The 16436-nt window shown below is 47.4% G+C and carries 22 protein-coding genes; 15 read left to right on the forward strand and 7 right to left on the reverse strand.

The window, feature by feature from the left end; genetic code table 11:
- Window positions 1-88: 88 nt before the first annotated feature.
- The 4 genes from AC58P7_RS25745 to nadE all read left to right on the forward strand — a co-directional run bounded on the left by AC58P7_RS25745 (window position 89) and on the right by nadE (window position 2919).
- Window positions 89-988: a prolipoprotein diacylglyceryl transferase family protein gene (locus AC58P7_RS25745; protein WP_497348059.1), complete on the forward strand. Its 900-nt coding sequence runs from the start codon at window positions 89-91 to the stop codon at window positions 986-988.
- Window positions 985-1377: a DUF3905 domain-containing protein gene (locus AC58P7_RS25750; RefSeq protein WP_497348061.1), complete on the forward strand. Its 393-nt coding sequence runs from the start codon at window positions 985-987 to the stop codon at window positions 1375-1377. Before AC58P7_RS25745 ends, AC58P7_RS25750 begins: the two co-directional genes overlap by 4 nt.
- 129 nt (window positions 1378-1506) lie before the next feature.
- Entirely contained in the window at window positions 1507-1944 is a 438-nt protein-coding gene (locus AC58P7_RS25755) for a BrxA/BrxB family bacilliredoxin (RefSeq protein ID WP_068665909.1), read from the forward strand.
- 165 nt (window positions 1945-2109) lie between these two features.
- Complete coding sequence (gene nadE / locus AC58P7_RS25760; protein WP_497348063.1) at window positions 2110-2919, forward strand: NAD(+) synthase; 810 nt, start codon at window positions 2110-2112, stop codon at window positions 2917-2919.
- A gap of 653 nt (window positions 2920-3572) precedes the next feature.
- Here the strand turns inward: nadE and AC58P7_RS25765 are convergent.
- A complete protein-coding gene (locus AC58P7_RS25765; RefSeq protein WP_497348065.1) occupies window positions 3573-4550 on the reverse strand; it encodes an aldo/keto reductase in 978 nt (325 codons plus the stop codon).
- Window positions 4551-4750: 200 nt separating this feature from the next.
- Here AC58P7_RS25765 and acpS point away from each other — a divergent pair, with 200 nt between their 5' ends.
- Window positions 4751-5137 carry a holo-ACP synthase gene (gene acpS / locus AC58P7_RS25770; RefSeq protein ID WP_497348067.1) on the forward strand — a complete coding sequence of 129 codons (387 nt, stop codon included), beginning with the start codon at window positions 4751-4753 and terminating at the stop codon, window positions 5135-5137.
- A 305-nt stretch (window positions 5138-5442) separates the two neighbouring features.
- Here the strand turns inward: acpS and AC58P7_RS25775 are convergent, their stop codons facing one another.
- Complete coding sequence (locus AC58P7_RS25775; protein WP_497348069.1) at window positions 5443-6069, reverse strand: hypothetical protein; 627 nt, start codon at window positions 6067-6069, stop codon at window positions 5443-5445.
- A 72-nt stretch (window positions 6070-6141) separates the two neighbouring features.
- On the opposite strand from AC58P7_RS25775, the gene mutY reads away from it, so the two are divergent.
- The gene (gene mutY, locus AC58P7_RS25780; RefSeq protein ID WP_497348071.1) at window positions 6142-7266 is read left to right on the forward strand and encodes an A/G-specific adenine glycosylase; all 1125 of its coding nucleotides are present in this window, start codon (window positions 6142-6144) and stop codon (window positions 7264-7266) included.
- Window positions 7267-7330: 64 nt separating this feature from the next.
- On the opposite strand, the gene AC58P7_RS25785 is transcribed toward mutY, so the two are convergent.
- Window positions 7331-8014: a Crp/Fnr family transcriptional regulator gene (locus tag AC58P7_RS25785; protein ID WP_497348073.1), complete on the reverse strand. Its 684-nt coding sequence runs from the start codon at window positions 8012-8014 to the stop codon at window positions 7331-7333.
- Window positions 8015-8370: 356 nt separating this feature from the next.
- Here AC58P7_RS25785 and AC58P7_RS25790 point away from each other — a divergent pair, with 356 nt between their 5' ends.
- Window positions 8371-8715 carry a DUF805 domain-containing protein gene (locus tag AC58P7_RS25790; protein ID WP_497348075.1) on the forward strand — a complete coding sequence of 115 codons (345 nt, stop codon included), beginning with the start codon at window positions 8371-8373 and terminating at the stop codon, window positions 8713-8715.
- Between the two features lie 65 nt (window positions 8716-8780).
- On the opposite strand, the gene AC58P7_RS25795 is transcribed toward AC58P7_RS25790, so the two are convergent.
- The 4 genes from AC58P7_RS25795 to AC58P7_RS25810 all read right to left on the reverse strand — a co-directional run bounded on the left by AC58P7_RS25795 (window position 8781) and on the right by AC58P7_RS25810 (window position 10182).
- Window positions 8781-9392, reverse strand: a complete 612-nt coding sequence (locus AC58P7_RS25795; protein WP_497348077.1) for a superoxide dismutase — start codon at window positions 9390-9392, stop codon at window positions 8781-8783.
- Between the two features lie 96 nt (window positions 9393-9488).
- A complete protein-coding gene (yfhS, locus tag AC58P7_RS25800) occupies window positions 9489-9728 on the reverse strand; it encodes a mother cell protein YfhS (RefSeq protein ID WP_497348079.1) in 240 nt (79 codons plus the stop codon).
- 48 nt (window positions 9729-9776) lie between these two features.
- A complete protein-coding gene (locus AC58P7_RS25805; RefSeq protein ID WP_497348081.1) occupies window positions 9777-9941 on the reverse strand; it encodes a Ger(x)C family spore germination C-terminal domain-containing protein in 165 nt (54 codons plus the stop codon).
- Window positions 9928-10182, reverse strand: a complete 255-nt coding sequence (locus AC58P7_RS25810; protein ID WP_497348083.1) for a hypothetical protein — start codon at window positions 10180-10182, stop codon at window positions 9928-9930. Before AC58P7_RS25810 ends, AC58P7_RS25805 begins: the two co-directional genes overlap by 14 nt.
- A 318-nt stretch (window positions 10183-10500) precedes the next feature.
- On the opposite strand from AC58P7_RS25810, the gene AC58P7_RS25815 reads away from it, so the two are divergent.
- The 8 genes from AC58P7_RS25815 (at window position 10501) to folE (ending at window position 16096) form a co-directional block, all read left to right on the forward strand.
- Window positions 10501-10932 carry a GNAT family N-acetyltransferase gene (locus tag AC58P7_RS25815; protein WP_477589203.1) on the forward strand — a complete coding sequence of 144 codons (432 nt, stop codon included), beginning with the start codon at window positions 10501-10503 and terminating at the stop codon, window positions 10930-10932.
- Window positions 10933-11191: 259 nt separating this feature from the next.
- Window positions 11192-11746, forward strand: coding sequence for a DUF402 domain-containing protein (locus AC58P7_RS25820; protein WP_497348085.1), 555 nt, complete (start codon window positions 11192-11194; stop codon window positions 11744-11746).
- Window positions 11747-12346, forward strand: coding sequence for a signal peptidase I (lepB, locus tag AC58P7_RS25825; RefSeq protein ID WP_497348087.1), 600 nt, complete (start codon window positions 11747-11749; stop codon window positions 12344-12346).
- Window positions 12347-12384: 38 nt separating this feature from the next.
- Window positions 12385-13578 carry a tRNA epoxyqueuosine(34) reductase QueG gene (gene queG / locus AC58P7_RS25830; protein WP_497348089.1) on the forward strand — a complete coding sequence of 398 codons (1194 nt, stop codon included), beginning with the start codon at window positions 12385-12387 and terminating at the stop codon, window positions 13576-13578.
- Between the two features lies 1 nt (window position 13579).
- Window positions 13580-14116: a methylated-DNA--[protein]-cysteine S-methyltransferase gene (locus AC58P7_RS25835; protein WP_497348091.1), complete on the forward strand. Its 537-nt coding sequence runs from the start codon at window positions 13580-13582 to the stop codon at window positions 14114-14116.
- 35 nt (window positions 14117-14151) lie between these two features.
- Window positions 14152-15183, forward strand: a complete 1032-nt coding sequence (locus AC58P7_RS25840; protein ID WP_497348093.1) for an HD-GYP domain-containing protein — start codon at window positions 14152-14154, stop codon at window positions 15181-15183.
- A 78-nt stretch (window positions 15184-15261) separates the two neighbouring features.
- Window positions 15262-15483, forward strand: a complete 222-nt coding sequence (locus tag AC58P7_RS25845; protein WP_497348095.1) for a YneF family protein — start codon at window positions 15262-15264, stop codon at window positions 15481-15483.
- A gap of 25 nt (window positions 15484-15508) precedes the next feature.
- Window positions 15509-16096, forward strand: coding sequence for a GTP cyclohydrolase I FolE (gene folE / locus AC58P7_RS25850; RefSeq protein WP_497348097.1), 588 nt, complete (start codon window positions 15509-15511; stop codon window positions 16094-16096).
- Window positions 16097-16436 lie beyond the last annotated feature (340 nt).

A 16436-nucleotide genomic window follows, 5' to 3' on the forward strand; every position in this document is an offset into this window, starting at 1 on the left:
CTTCTGCAAAATTTCCCAGGGAATAGTAAGCGTATTGTCGAAAGTTAAACGCATTAATGATACATGGTAAGGGAAACGGAGGTTACCTATGCCTGATGTGGTACAAATCGGACCGCTGCAATTGCAGGGGCATGGTGTGGCGTTCTTATTGGCGTGTGTGCTTGGATTCTGGCTGATCCGGCGAGCGATTCATCGATTGAATCACGACGATCAAGTGGAGCCAACAACCAACCGTGCTGTAAAAGGAATGGATGATCTGATTCTTAATAGTGCCCTAATCGCGTTTTTCACTTGGCGTTTGGGCAGTCTCCTGACACAGCCTTCGCTGTTGTGGCAGAGCCCGATGAAGCTGCTCCTGACTGCAGGCTCCAATATGGAGATCGTGTTAGGAATCGTATTGGCTTACATCTACCTCTCCTACCAAGTACGTAAGCATGGCATCGCATGGCGGCTACTACTTGATATTTTCACCATCGGCGCAGCAACGGCTGTGTTCTTGTATGCGGCCCTGACGCCTACCTTCGGACTACCAACCACATTGCCATGGGGCATTGGTGTAGAAGGAACGGTGTCGCGGTTTCATCCGGATCACGCGTATCTAGCGATTCTTCTTGTACCTTTACTGGCGTGGCAGCAAGGGGGGACAGCTCGTTCAACAATAGTTCTAGGATCAGGTAAGCTGCTGAAATATACCTTGATCTATGGCGGCGCAGCCGGGATGGTAGCCAGCTTTTTTGCTTTGGCTGAGCCAACCGCGGTGTACCTCAGTCCTGGACAGTTACTGAATCTACTCCTGATGATTACTGGAATGATCCTTCCTATTTTGTCACATACTACGGGCAGAAGGGAGCTGATGGATATGAGTCAGAACGATTCCAAAACGCAAATCCAGCAAGAACAGCAAAACGAAGAACGCGCCAAAACACCCGCCGGTAAAGAGGGCTATGTCGATAAGAAACTGGACGGTCCCAACCGCCCATCCACATGAGTCAGGATCATAAGAAGTCGACCAAGTCAGCCCAGGATCAGAGCGAGCTTGATCCTTATGAAATTGATTTTCTGCCACAGTTTGAGGAGGGACGAGGTCCGCGAGCTCCATTTGTGAATGAGTATGGGGTCACGATCGGCGATCATGATTATGAATCCGACAACTCGCCTCTGGAGCAATGGACGTCAGATACCAACCCCGAGGTCATGGCGGGTGATCAGTGGGTTCATCCCTTTAAGGATGTTGGATTCCAAAGTGCTGAGAATCGAGAGCTATTTGAAGAGGGCATAGTACCGCAAAGCAGCATCTTTACCCATCCTGATAAAAATGTTGCCTATGAGCCGGGAGAAGCTACGACCAGCAAAAAGGACGATGAAGCGGAAGCCTAACAGCTTTCGCTTTATTTCTATGTCATGCGGTGGCACATTGGACTTTGCTTTCACTACCAACGGATGTATAATATAAGTTGTAGTCATTACGTTTTAAGAGTAACTATCAAATCCTAAGGGGTGGCACATATGGCAATGTCTTTTGATTCATACATGAAAGATATGGTTAAACCGATGAGAGAAGATTTGACTCGTCTGGGTATCACGGAGCTTCTGACTCCAGAGCAAGTTGAGGAAGCGATCGAAAAATCCAAGGATGGCACGATGCTGCTTGTCGTGAACTCCGTTTGTGGCTGTGCTGCTGGTCAATGTCGTCCAGGTGTAGCGAAAGCCCTACAGAACGAAACCGTTCCAACTTACACGTACACGGTGTTTGCTGGTCAAGAGAAGGATGCTACGGCTAAAGCGCGTGAATTCCTAGCGCCATACCCGCCATCATCCCCATCCATCGCGTTGTTCAAGAATGGTGAGCTAGCTCACTTCATTCAACGTCACCAAATCGAAGATCGTTCCGCAGACATGATCGCTGGCGATTTGATTGGTGCTTTTGAACAATATTGCAAATAATATAAGTTAGGAACCATAGAGGAGCCCTACTTGCCGATGAGCAGGTGGGCTTTTTCTTTTGGCGCCGCTAACGAAAGTTACACTTTGAAATTTGCAGGCTGAAAGTCTATACTAAATCTTAAAGAAGGCATCATTCCAAAATTTAGATAAAAGGTGGAGAGTTGCATGAGTTTGCAAACAGAAATCATCGCGAAACTTGGCGTAAAACCCGAAATTGATATTGATGAAGAGATCCGGACGCGTGTGGATTTTCTGAAAAATTACGTGCTCGGCGCACACGCAAACGGCCTGCTGATCGCAATCAGCGGCGGTATTGACAGCGCGGTGGCGGCAGGACTTTGTAAGCAAGCAACGGACGAACTGACAGTGGAAAAGGGCAAAGAATACAAAACCGTTGGCGTATTTCAGCCTTATGGTCAGCAAGTTGACATCGAGGATAGCTATGCTGTGGCCAAGGCCTTCGATTTGAAATATCAAATCGAGAACAACATCGAAGAGTCCGTCGATGAGATTGCCATCGAAGTCGAGTACGGCCTCAAGCATATCGGCGTTCACCAGCATGTGAGCCGCGGCGGCAAAGGCAACATCAAGGCACGTACACGCATGGTCATGCAGTATGCTTTGGCTTTTGAACTGGGCTTGATCGTCGTAGGTACGGATCATGCGTCCGAAGCGATCACCGGCTTCTTCACGAAGTACGGCGACGGTGCGGTTGACATTACGCCGCTGAGCACGCTGAACAAGCGTCAAGTGCGTTCGCTTGCGGCGAAGATCGGCGTTCCGCAAAGCGTGCTGGATAAAGCCCCAACAGCCGGTCTTTGGGACGGCCAAACCGACGAGAACGAGCTTGGCATCACGTACGGTGACAACAGCGACTATCTCGAAGGCAAGCAAATCGATCCAGCTGTCCAAGAGAAGCTGGAGAAGCAGTACTTGAAGACCGAGCATAAACGGATTCCGATTCCGGGCGTTTAGGAGGTTTATTAGTCGCAAAACGTCAAACGCAGCCATTTGGCCTGCTTTACGTGCGAATAAGAGCGGTCAAGCGCTCTTATTTTGGCCCAAACGGGAGGAAAGCCCGAAATAGAGGTGGTCAACCACTTCTATTTACGTCAAACCAAGCCGTTCGGCCTGCTTTATGTGCGAATAAGAGCGGTCAAGCGCTCTTATTTTGGCCCAAATAGGAGGAAAGCCCGAAATAGAGGTGGTCAACCACTTCTATTTACGTCAAACGCAGCCGTTTGGCCTGCTTTACGTGCGAATAAGAGCGGTCAAGCGCTCTTATATCGGCCCCATTTCATTGAAAATAAAGTTTTAGACTGGGGTTGCTGAATAAAATTGGTATATTTTCTGATTTCACTAGCCGCAATTCTTGTAATTTACGCATTAGGGGCTTTTCTGATCAAGACGTTTGTAAAGGACGAAAATAAGAGAAAAAAGTGGTTAAAGGCTTGGAACGTATTTGGATGGATCATAGCTCTATTAAGTTAAATTTGAATTCGCAATACTGCATGTAAGCGTAATGGGTGCATCGTCAGTCCAATACTATTTTTCCTTCTTTCACCCTCTCACTTCACATACAAAAAAGACCTGAGGCAATCGCCTCAGGTCTTTCCTGCATCATGCTGCTATGGCATACGCGCTCCGCGGGAGCTTTCCAGAAGAGCGTACCATTCTTCGCGGGTCATGCTGCCCGAGATGCGAACCGCGTCTTCACAAGCGACGATACGCTGGGTGGAGGAAGTTCCGATGACCGGCTGGATACGGGCCGGATGCTTCATGAGCCAGCCCAATACGATGGCTTCTGGCGTTGTTTCTTTCTCCGTGGCTAGCTTCTGAACAAGAGAAGCCGTTTTCTTGATGGTGTCAGGTGCATCCTCAATATCGCTGCCTGAGAACTTACCTTTGGCCAGTGGACCCCATGCCTGAATTTGAATGTCGTTCATTTGGCAATGCTCGAGGATACCGTCGGCAAAATTGACACTTGTTCCGGCTTTTTGATTCACCAGAATGCCTTGCTCAACCCAATCCAAGCGTGCCAAGCTCATCTCCAATTGGTTCACGACAAGTGGCTCTGGAAGTGAGTTTTGAATGAAACGCATTTGCGCGGAGGTCATGTTGGATACGCCGAAATGGCGCACCTTACCAGCAGATCGCAGTGTATTGAAAGCTTCCGCGATTTCTTCAGGCTCCATGAGCGGATCCGGACGATGCAGCAGCAAAATGTCGATGTGCTCAACTCCAAGACGACCGAGAATACCATCGACGGAGCTTAGGATGTGACTTTTGCTAAAATCAAAACGCTGCGGATTCAGATCATCTTGAAAGCGAATCCCACATTTCGATTGCAAAATGATTTGGTCGCGCAAATCAGGTCTATTCTTGAGGACCTGCCCGAAAACGGTCTCGGAATTGCCTCTTTTATAAATATCAGCATGATCGAACATCGTAATTCCAATCGATAATGCGGCTTCTACAGCTTTTTCAGCGGTGATGTAATCTTCTTTTGTTAATGGATTTCCGGCCCAATCTCCGCCTAATCCCATACATCCGAAGACAATTCGGCTGTTCGAAATACCGCGTCTTTCCAGTGGCATGATTTTCACTATGTTGGCCTCCTAGCTATAATTTCTATGCCTAGTATAACTCCTGTGAAGGATTGACATAAGAGCTGAAAATAGTGTTACTTACTTACCTAGACGTAAGCTGTGGACCTTATGTACGTCCTTTCCCTTGACCTTGGCCGAGGAATCGGTTAAATTGTACGCAAAGCGTTATCGATAGCAGAAATGAGGTCAGTTTAGCTATGATCATTGGGGTCGGAACGGATTTAATAGAGATTGCGCGTATAGGCAAAATGCTAGAGGGATCTTCAGGCGATCGGTTTCTGGAGCGGATTTTGACACCGGAGGAGCGGGAGTTGGCCCAAAAGCGCCGTGGACGGCTCGCTGAGTTTGTTTCTGGCCGTTTTGCTGCGAAAGAAGCGATCGTGAAAGCGATTGGCTGCGGCATTGGCAAACAAATCGGTTTTCAAGATGTAGAGGTGTTGCCGGATGCGCTAGGCAAGCCGATTTGCCGTGTAAAAGAGGAGGCCCTGCTGCGAGCAGGACTTCAAGGCAGTCACCGCATCCATATCAGCATTACGCATACGGAATCAATGGCTGCGGCTTATGCCATTGTGGAGCAGTTGTGAGTATGAGTTGTATCATAAAGAAAAGGTGCCTTGTGAGGGGCACCTTTATTTCTAGTTAAATGAGCTCACGTACTTGAGTGTGATCTGTGGGAAGTTGTATGTTGTACAGCATTTTGAGCGCAAAATTTCAATTTTTAGGGTGCATGTTGCACTATGTACAACAAAATGCATCGCAGTTACCCTTAAAAGTGCATTTCTGGGCTTTAATGTTGTACGTTCTGCAACATAGACACCCAAAGAGCAGGAAAACAGGCTAAAATGTTGCACAAGCTGCAACTTAGCTCCGTGGGCGGGAAACGGGAGGCCTACCTCCCCCAAACCCGCAGCATATACCCACTCACGAGCAAGCTGATGCCGCCCATTCCCTCGAGGATCACACCTGAATACCCCAAATACCACACGCCCATAACCGCGGTCAACGCGAAAAGCCACAGCCCCAAATAAATTAGGGATCTGCCAAGCAACAGTCCGACCTGAACGAATCCGATGGCGAGCAGAAATGCCCGCAAAATAGGTGTAAACAGCGGATTCACCGCACCAATCGCCTCTAATAAAGCAACTGCTGCAATGAGCAACGCCCCTGGCAGCACAAGAAACATAGGATGCCCCCAGCCACTGCGTACGGAAACATCATTTGCCCTCGTATCCCCAGGGCTAAATAACTTCCGCATCCCCCAAATCTGGATCAAACTTGCGATCACCGCAGTGACGAAAGCCGCTTGCTTCAACCAGTCCAAATCACGCCAGTAGACGGCAAAATCAATGACAGCGCTGAACACCCATTCGGCGCCCCAAATGAAAAGCAACGCAATGAATCCTTGAGCTTCTCGCAGCCAAGCTTTTCTTTTATTTTCTAATTGTTGTTGTTTGTCCTGAGTCAAATCTGCTTGCTTCGACGTTTGCATACATTCACCTCTAGTTTTATGTTCCATACTTCTCGTATAATGGTACCATATCCATTCATCCATTATAACTTGAACGTGCCCCATAGAGAAGGAGAGCTCATGTACAGCGAAGAACAAAAGGTTTATTTTTCCAAGAATCTCTTGGATTGGTACCAGACACATAAACGTGATTTACCATGGCGAAGAAGTAAAAACCCTTATTATATATGGATTTCCGAAGTGATGCTGCAGCAAACACGCGTGGATACGGTGATTCCGTATTTTCATCGATTCGTTGATCAATTTCCAACTGTGGAGGCATTAGCAACGGCACCGGAAGAAAATGTGCTCAAAGCGTGGGAAGGACTTGGCTACTACTCTCGTGCGAGGAATCTGCAATCAGCCGTCAGAGAAGTTCACGAACGTTACGACGGCATTGTCCCGCAAAATAAAGAGGAAATCTCCGCGCTCAAAGGCGTCGGTCCCTACACATCAGGGGCGATTCTGAGTATCGCCTACAACAAGCCAGAGCCGGCGGTCGACGGCAATGTGATGCGCGTGCTTTCGCGCTATTTTCTCATTGAAGAAGATATTATGAAGCCGTCGACACGGACAATCATGGAGAAGCTGGCTCGCGAGCTCATTTTGGAAGGAACGGCAAGTGATTTTAACCAAGCGCTCATGGAGCTGGGAGCCATGGTGTGTACGCCAAGGTCACCGCACTGCTTAACGTGTCCCGTGATGGCACACTGTTCCGCACGTAAAGCTGGCATGGAAGAAGCCCTGCCGATCAAAAAGAAAGCCAAACCGCCCCGTCCAGAGCTGCGGGCAGTGGCTTTCATCGAAGGTACTGGTGAGCATGCGGGCAAATGGTTGATCAGACAGCGTCCGCAGGAAGGCTTGCTCGCCCGAATGTGGGAATTACCACATGTCGTGTGGACCAAAGATGGCTGGCAGTCCGATGAGGAGAACCAGACAGAGCTTCGCCATGCGCTTGCTGAACAGGAACAAATCGGGATTCAACCCGATGCGTGGTTTATGGATACGGAGCATATTTTTAGCCATATTGTGTGGAAAATGAAGGTGTATCGCGCGAAACTTGGTGATGCGAACCGACCGAGTACAGGGGAAGAATGGATTCCGTTTCATTATCGTTGGGTAGGACCGGAGGATCTCCAGAACTACGCGTTCCCTAATGTTTTCGTACGGATCATGAAAGAATGGCAGGAAACCAACGAAGTCTAATGACGACCAGCGGGCATGCTAAATTCCGTCATTTTCCCCCATCTCAACTTCTTACGCTGCGATGTTACCGAAGTTCAGCTTGAATAGCCTCGATATTTCTTATTGTGATTAACTTTTTATCAATCTGAATGAGTTCATCATCTAGTAGTTCCTGCAACACCTTCGTAACGGACTCCCGTACCGTGCCCACTAAATTGGCAAGTTGCTGGTGAGTTAACTTAACATCAATCAGAAGGCCGTCTGACGTAGAGATACCGTGCTGCTCAGACAAGCGGATGATTGTTTTGATAATACGTGAGCGGACCCCTAAGAACGTCAAATCATAGATTTGATCATTGGCATGGCGCAAACGTTGCATCGTCGTTTCCAGGAGCTTTAGGCATAGCCTAGGGCTCTTTTCCATGAACGATGCGAATGCGGTTCGACTAAGCACATAAAGGGTGCAGGCAGCCATTGTTTCAGCCGTTGCCGAACGGGTCATCCCGCTGCTGATCAGTGACATCTCGCCGAAGAAATCCCCATCCCGGAACAAGGCCAGTGTGACCTCTTTTACCTCGTCCAGACGATATATTTTCACAACACCAGATTGGATTAAGAATAATTCCTCGCCAACTTCGCCTTCCTCAAAAAGTATGGTTCCCTTCTTTACTTTCTTCTCCGTAAATAAAGGGGCAATCCCGATGAGATCTTCTTCCGAAAGCTCTTGAAATAGGGGGATATTTTGAAGTAAAGGAATAATGGTTTTCAAGGGATCGTCACCTCATTTCAGCTTTGGGTTTATACCATAATCGTACAACTTCGTTTTATTGGCGTAAAGAGAAAAGCGAAAGAAGCATTTTTCCGAGGATAAGGGTGACAAAACTTTGTAAAAAATTTGTGAATTCTTTGTGAAATATCAATTTCCGACAGCAAATTTCGACAGTTTTCTACAGTGCCATTCCCATACAATGTTATTGCAATTAACAAAATATCGCAGGCATAGCTACGAATCGGCTCTTGATGCATGAGATTCTTCAAACCTGAATATCAATGGGGAGAAGAAAGCAGTGAGTAGCATATTCATGGATGTTGTTCGTTGATCACAATTAAAGGAGTCGTTGCCCAATGGAATGGTATTTAAAGGTGTTATCCAATTATGTAGGGTTTTCTGGAAGAGCTAGACGTAAGGAATATTGGATGTTTGTGTTGTTCAATATTATCATTTCGATTGGGCTTGGAATTGTCGAAAGAATAATAGGATTAGATCAGGTCTTGACGGGTATTTATTCATTAGCAGTCCTATTACCTTCTCTAGCCGTAGCCTTTCGTAGATTGCATGACACGGGGAGAAGTGCTTGGTGGTTGTTGATTGGATTAATTCCCTTGATTGGATCCATAATTTTACTTATATTTTTCTGTCAGGATAGCCATGACAACGATAATAAATATGGATCAAATCCGAAGAGATAAAGAGACCTCCGAGGAAAAGCAGCAACAAAAAAAGCGACCCTCAGGGGTCGCTTTTTCAATGCCAATTACTTCGCTGCGTCGTAACGTTTGCCAACTTCGTTCCAGTTAACAACGTTCCAGAAAGCTGCGATGTAGTCAGGGCGTTTGTTTTGGTAGTTCAGGTAGTAAGCATGCTCCCAAACATCAAGACCAAGAACCGGCGTTTCGCCTTCCATGATCGGGCTGTCTTGGTTCGGCAAGCTGTATACTTTCAACTTACCAGCTTTGTCTACAGCTAGGAAAGCCCAGCCAGAGCCAAAACGTGTAGTTGCAGCAGCAGCGAAGTCTGCTTTGAATTTATCAAAGCCGCCTAGCTCGCTGTCAATCGCAGCTGCTAGTGCGCCTGTAGGTGCGCCGCCAGCTTCTGGTCCGATTGTTTCCCAGAATAGGGAGTGGTTAGCGTGTCCGCCACCGTTGTTACGAACAGCAGTGCGGATATCTTCAGGAAGGCTGTTAAGGTCAGCGATCAGGTCATTAAGGGATTTGTCATGAAGAGCTGGATGTTTGTCAAGAGCTGCATTCAGGTTTGTTACATAAGCGTTATGGTGACGATCGTGATGAATTTCCATTGTTTTTGCATCGATGTGCGGCTCAAGAGCTGCGTTTGCGTACGGAAGTGCGGGTAGTTGATGTGCCATTGAATAAATACCTCCCAAAAATTATGTAGTTTCAATTTCATTATGAAGGAACGCAGCTAATAAAGCAACATATGTGTTTACTAAGTCGGCAGTCCCTCAAATACCGCGGCGCTCCATTTCCCGTGTGATTTGATTATGCATGGCTGTATCTTGTTCATGAAGCCAAGGAGATAAGTCGCTCATGGTCCGATGGAGCTGAAGCAGCTCAATTTCGGTCCATTCTTCGGGCTTTTTGGTGCTTAAAAATTGAAAATCCGGAATTTGACGTGGATACTCATGCGCAGTAAGTTCATGATCTAATTCTTGATCTGACATTGATGTCACCTCTTTCTTCATGGAATGTCTCCTATAAGATGGGGTTTTTGCATGCATCTCATACATGATTTATATGGTTTCACCCATATTCTTGATCTTTGTATGAATATGAATATTCACCTCGGCTTTTGAGAAGGCGTGTCCCCAATCATCCAGCACGGTTTCCCAAGCCTTAAATTGATAGCCCCTCGCATATAGGCCTAGACCGATGGGATCAATTTCATGCTCTTGCATTTTTTTTGATGGAATTTTTATCTACAAGTCCTTCGAGATAAGCCAGAGCTGCCTGAGTTCCGGATTGTTTATAAATGAACGTTCGAATGATCAATTCGGGTGTGTCGCTGAAAATTGTATGAAGCTGAGCTATATTGTCCGATAGGTTGGTCGTAATAGCAGCTGTTTCTTCCTGTTGGTGTTCCGAGTTCTCTTCGATCATCCGAGAAGCTACTTTAAATAAACGGCGAATCAATTCCATGTTCAACCATCCCATAAATTCTCAATTTCACGATACTGTCTTTCATTGTTCCTTGGCACGCGACATTTTATGCGTCTTAAAGGCTAGGGCTTCCTACAGCAAAAGAGAGGTAAAAGGAACTAGAATTATCAGCCTTATTCCAATTCTTTGTGTTGAAAACGCTTGCAATTAAGCGCTTTCACGAGAAATATCGAAAAAAACAAAGTTTTTTGTGAATTTCACCACAATTTCAGCAGGATTTCGGGTTTTTTTGTCGTATTTACTTCTTTACCAGAAAATTAATCTCTACAAATTAATATGGAATTGGGAGAGAACCGTATGCATGTTCGTTCATTTCAACTTGGTGATACCTCTTCGGTTAAGGAACTTCTAGAAGACGTTCTGTCGGAAACCTGCTATGAGGAGACGATTGAAGCCTTCGCACGTCAGCTATCGTGGGACACGGAACTTGTTTTAATCGCTCAAGAAGAAGAGCAAGTCGTAGGCATGATTATCGGCACGATTGATAATAACAATGGCTACTTCTATAGGATCGCAGTCGCAACAGCATATCAACGTAAGGGTATTGGCAAAGCATTGATCGAGGCAATGAAGCAGCGGTTTCTCGGGCGGAACGTGAAGAAAATTATGGTGACGGTAGATGTTCATAATGAAATGGTGCTGCCTGTGTATGAGTCCGCTGGTTACAGCACAGTCGACTTCTCCAGAGCTGCGCACCGGCTCAGCATTGTGAAGAAAGTAAGCGTCTAGTCACTGGCTTGGCACAAACTACGTTCATATTGGCGATAAAACCATATATAGGGATCTTTGGGCGGAGACCAAAGTCTCTCCTCTTCAAACGCGGTCGCACATCATTGAATAGCATCGATAGAGGTTTTCTCATATTTGGAAATAAATAGGTTTGGCTTATAGGAAGCATATCTGTGCCGCCATTGCATTTGGGGGTCAGATATGCTTTTCTATATAATAAGGTAACGATTCGGCAGCAATTAACAGAGGAGCTTTGAACATGGATAATTTCACGCCGTATGTGATAAAAAGCTTCAAACACGACGGGCATCTACATCGCATGTGGTTGACCAATTGGCGGGTTCCTAGTCATATGCTCAATGAGGAGCATCAAAAGCAGGGAATGATGGTGTTCATCAATAGTCAGACCAAGATTCAAGAAGCGGATGGCAAGGAGTGGGTCAGCCGTATTCCAGGGGTTTCTTTTTTCATTCCGAAAATGTGGTTTAATATTGTTGCTCTGATGGAGGAATCAGGGGTGCGTTATTACTGTAATGTAGCCTCACCTATGTATGTCAATCAGCACGTTTTAACGTATATTGATTATGATTTGGATGTCATTCGGTTGCCGGATCGTACTGTACATATTGTGGATCAAGATGAATACGAGCGTCATAAACTAGGGTACCACTATTCAGCGCTTGTCGAAACGAAGGTGAAAGAAGGGCTTGCAGCGTTGTTGGCATTAGTTAATGAGGACAAGCCTCCTTTCCAGGATGATATGGTTATTTATTATTACGAGCAATGGGAAAAGTATAAGAATGGGGGCGTTTAAGTGAGCTTCCTAGCAGGGCGAGAAGATTCAAAAAAGATGATTTCTGCGCCGAGACATACACATGATTCGAAAAGCTTCACGCATGAGCTATGGGATTGGACAAAATCCATTCTCGTAGCTCTTCTTGTCGTTATTATTGTTCACCAATTCGGTTTCAACCTCTCGACCGTTCGCGGTCACTCGATGGACCCGACACTCCAGGAGGGTGAGTGGCTGTTCGTGAACAAAGCCACTACGTATCTGAAAGCACCGGGGCGTGGCGAAATTGTCATTCTCAAGGAGCCTGAGAAGCTTGCCTTACCCCAGCACCCCTTATTGGTCAAAAGGGTCATCGCCATCGCGGGCGATGAAGTGCAGAGCCGTGCTGGGGCTCTATATGTGAACGGCGATAAGGTTACGGAGCCGTATGCAGATGTGCCCATCGAGGATGGGGACTTCGGACCGACAGCGGTCGGACAAGGACAAATTTTCGTGATGGGCGATAATCGGCATCGAGCGGCGAGTGCAGACAGCCGCATGTTCGGGGTTATACCTACCAGTCTCGTCCAAGGGCGGGCTGAGTTCGTACTGTGGCCATTAGACATGGCCGGCAAGCTGTAAGTCCAAGACAGAAGATAGAAGAGAGTGAGGTGAGCGGGATGGCGGTTTCTGGCGATTCAAGCATTGATGAAGCAAGTACAGATTGGCGCAAGCTGCAGCAAGAAATCGTAGAAGCCGCGCCTTCTCTCGGTATTGATAAGATCGGCTTCACCTCCGCGGAGCCGTTCCACGAATTGAAAGACATCCTTCTCCGCCATAGGGAGAAGGGCTTCGAATCCGGCTTCGAGGAGCCGGATATCGAGAAGCGGGTGCACCCCGAGCTGAGCTTCGAAGCGCCGCGGTCGATCATTTCGATCGCAGTCGCGTACCCTTCGAAGCTGCCGAACCCGCCCCGATCGGAGCCTGGGGCGTATCGGGGCATGATCTCTCGCTCCTCGTGGGGGAGCGACTACCACGACGTGCTTCGCGATCGGCTCGCGAAGCTGGAGGCGTTTATCTCCCAGCGCGTGCCTGGGGCGAGGCTGCAGAGCATGGTTGACACCGGTGCCTTGGTCGACCGAGCCGTCGCCGAACGTGCCGGTATCGGCTGGAGCGGCAAAAACTGCGCCGTCATCACCCCCGAATGGGGGTCGTGGGTGTATTTGGGCGAAATGATCACGAACATCCCATTCGTTTCCGATATATCTATCATGGACCAATGCGGAGACTGCACGATATGCATCGATGCCTGTCCGACAGGGGCGCTAGTCGGCCCAGGGCAGCTCAATTCGAGCAGCTGCATCTCTTTTATCACACAGACCAAAGGGTATGTGGATGACGAGTATAAACGCAAAATCGGCAACCGACTCTACGGCTGTGATACATGCCAAGTCGTCTGCCCGAAGAACAAGGGGATGAACTGGACGCATCATCCCGAGCTTACGCCTGACCCCGAGAAGGTCAAGCCATTGCTTATTCCCTTGCTCACGATGTCGAACAAGGATTTCAAAGAGCAGTACGGGCGCATCGCGGCATCCTGGCGAGGCAAAAAGCCGATCCAGCGCAATGCGATTATCGCACTCGGCAATTTCAAGGACCGCACAGCAGTGCCGGTTCTTCGAGACCTGCTGCTGAGCGATCCTCGCCCGGAGATCCGGGCTACCGCAGCGTGGGCACTAGGTCGAATAGGCGGCGAGGAAGCTTTTGCGGCGTTAGACAAAGCTGCTTCTGCAGAGCAAGAGCCGCAGGTGCAGGCAGATATCCAGAAGGCACTAGCATTGCAGGCTAACTCAGCGGTCACACAGGAGGATTAAGATGAAACAACCTCAGGAGGCAGTCCTGCTTACTTATACAGAGATTGACTCACCTATCGGGCCCCTTGTTCTTGTGGCATCCCCAAAAGGACTGTGCAGAGTAGAGTTCGGTACGTTTGAGAAGAACCGAGAGCAACGTGAGCAGTGGGCTCGTCGTTGGTACGGTGAGTATGAGATGAGCAAGAAATCAGAGCAGCTTGAACCTATCGCTGAGCAATTAACGCAATATTTTAAAGGTGAACGAGAGAACTTCGAAGGGGTCATGGATCTGCAAGGTACAGATTTTCAGAAGCGTGTCTGGCTAGCCCTCCAAACGATCCCTTATGGCGAGACAGCGTCCTATAAGCACATTGCAGAAGCGATTGGCTCTCCGAAAGCCGTGAGAGCGGTAGGGGGCGCGAATAATCAAAACCCTATCCCAGTCATCGTCCCGTGTCATCGCATCATTGGAGCAAGCGGCGATCTTGTGGGATATGGCGGAGGACTTCCGACCAAAGTGCATTTATTGGAATTGGAACAACGAACAATGCTAACGTAGAACGTTCAACAACTACAACATGTGGAGTGAATCCTATGAAATACGTGCATTTGGATTCTGTGGAGCCTGGTCAATATCTGGGACGTACGATATACGCCAGTAATGGGGCTATTTTGCTTTCGGAGAATGTGCAGCTTACCGTATTTATGATTAATACCCTTAACCGAATCGGCGTGACGATGATTTATATTAAAGATCCGAACCTGCAGGATGTGGAAATCCCGGAAATCCTTTCGGATGAAACAAAGCGACTCGTCATGACTCAAATGGGCCAGACGTTCGCAGCCATTCAGTCGGGGAAAGAGTTTAATACACGAAACGTCAGCATGACGATCAATACGTTGCTCGATGAGATTATGAAAAATCGCGATGTTCTTGTCCAACTGAATGATATTCGGACGCAGGATAATCAGATGTATATCCATGCGATGAACGTGTGTATGATGTCCGTGCTGATCGGGATGAATATGGGGATGAATCCGACCCAATTGAAAGAACTGGCCATAGGGGCACTCCTGCACGATATAGGGAAAGTAGAGCTGTTAACGGACGATGATTCTGGCGATATGCGCAGACATCACACATGGCGCGGGTTTGAGCTGTTGAAGAGTAAGCGTGAGTTCAGCCTGCTAATTGCGCATGTAGCGTTCCAACACCATGAAGAGTTGAACGGGGCAGGCGTCCCGCGTGGGCTAATGAGTGAGGATATTCATGTCTATGCCAAAATTACGGCTGTCGCCAACATGTACGACAATTTGCTGTTTGATAGGCCTATTGGTCAACGTAAGCTGCCGCATGAGGCGTGTGAGTACATGATGGCGCTGGCGGAAACGAAGCTGGATCGCGATGTGTTAATTCAATTTCTGAAAATTGTCTCCATCTATCCAACAGGTGTTTCCGTTCGGCTAACGAATCGGGAGTCCGGCGTCGTAGTGGGTCAGCATAGGGGACTTCCGACGCGACCTATTATTCGGATAGTGAAGCAGGATGCAACAGACAAAGTGCTTGAGATCAAAGAGATCGATCTCGCCAAAGAAACGACCGTTTTCATCGAACAGGTTCTTTGATTTGTAAACCGTTGAACAGTAATGATATGATAGAACAAGCATTCTATTCTAATAATGTACAAGCAGGGGGCAAAGGTTATGTGGAGTTATATAATTCCCATTCTCACATTGATTGTTGGCTTGGTTGGCGGATTCTTTATTGGTGTATTCTATTTGAGGAGACAGCTGGAATCCATGCAGAACAATCCTGAAATGCTGGCCAAAATGGCGAAGCAAATGGGCTACAACATGAATAAACAACAATTGAATAAAGCACAACAAATGATGAAAAATCAAAACTTTAACCAAAAACGGAAATAAGAATTAGGGTGGAGTGGTAGAGAAGATGGCATCCATCGACTATAAGAATGCAAGAGTCGCGGAGAATCGCGAGCAGATCGAAAGTCATGTCCGCGAGATTTTACGACTGATTGGTGAAGATGTAGATCGGGAAGGTCTACTGGACACACCAGCTCGTGTAACACGTATGTATGAAGAGATTTTCGCAGGCTACGCAGCGGATCCTCGTGAAGTACTAGGAGTTACCTTCGATGAACAGCATGAAGAGCTGGTTATCATCAAAGATATCGTGTATTACAGCCAGTGTGAGCACCATATGGCACCTTTCTTTGGTAAAGTCCATGTTGGCTACTTACCAAGCGGCAAAGTAGCAGGTCTCAGCAAATTTGCTCGTCTGGTCGATGTCGTTACACGAAAGCTTCAGGTACAAGAACGAATTACTTCTGAAATTGCTGACATTTTGGCTGAAGTGCTTCAGCCGCATGGCGTCATGGTTGTCGTTGAAGGCGAGCATATGTGCATGTGCGCGAGAGGCGTTAAGAAATACGGCAGTCAAACCGTAACATCCGCTGTACGCGGCTCCTTCCGTAAAGATGCAACACTTCGTTCGGAATTCCTATCATTATTAAAATAATGTGAGCGCTAGGGAATGTGCATGAAGACAATGGTCTTGTGCATCATTCCCTTTTTTCACGTTTGCAGCTGGTTAAGCTTGTTGAGGAATGAGGAATATAGTATCCTTTTTAAAATATAAGAATGTATATGTTTCACATAATAAGTCGGCTATATTTCTCCATAAACGCACTCGTTCTAAGAGGACGGCGTAGTCGTTTATTTTGGTTAATAATCCTTCCTACATCGGACAGTTCAAAGAGTGACTATCGTACATGCTCTCGCATAAGCTGATAGAAGAAAGAAGGATGGTTCGAGCAGCAGGATCCGGATGAGATCGGCGCCCTACAGCGCTAGAGGGC

This window comes from Paenibacillus sp. J22FR5 (assembly GCF_059691975.1).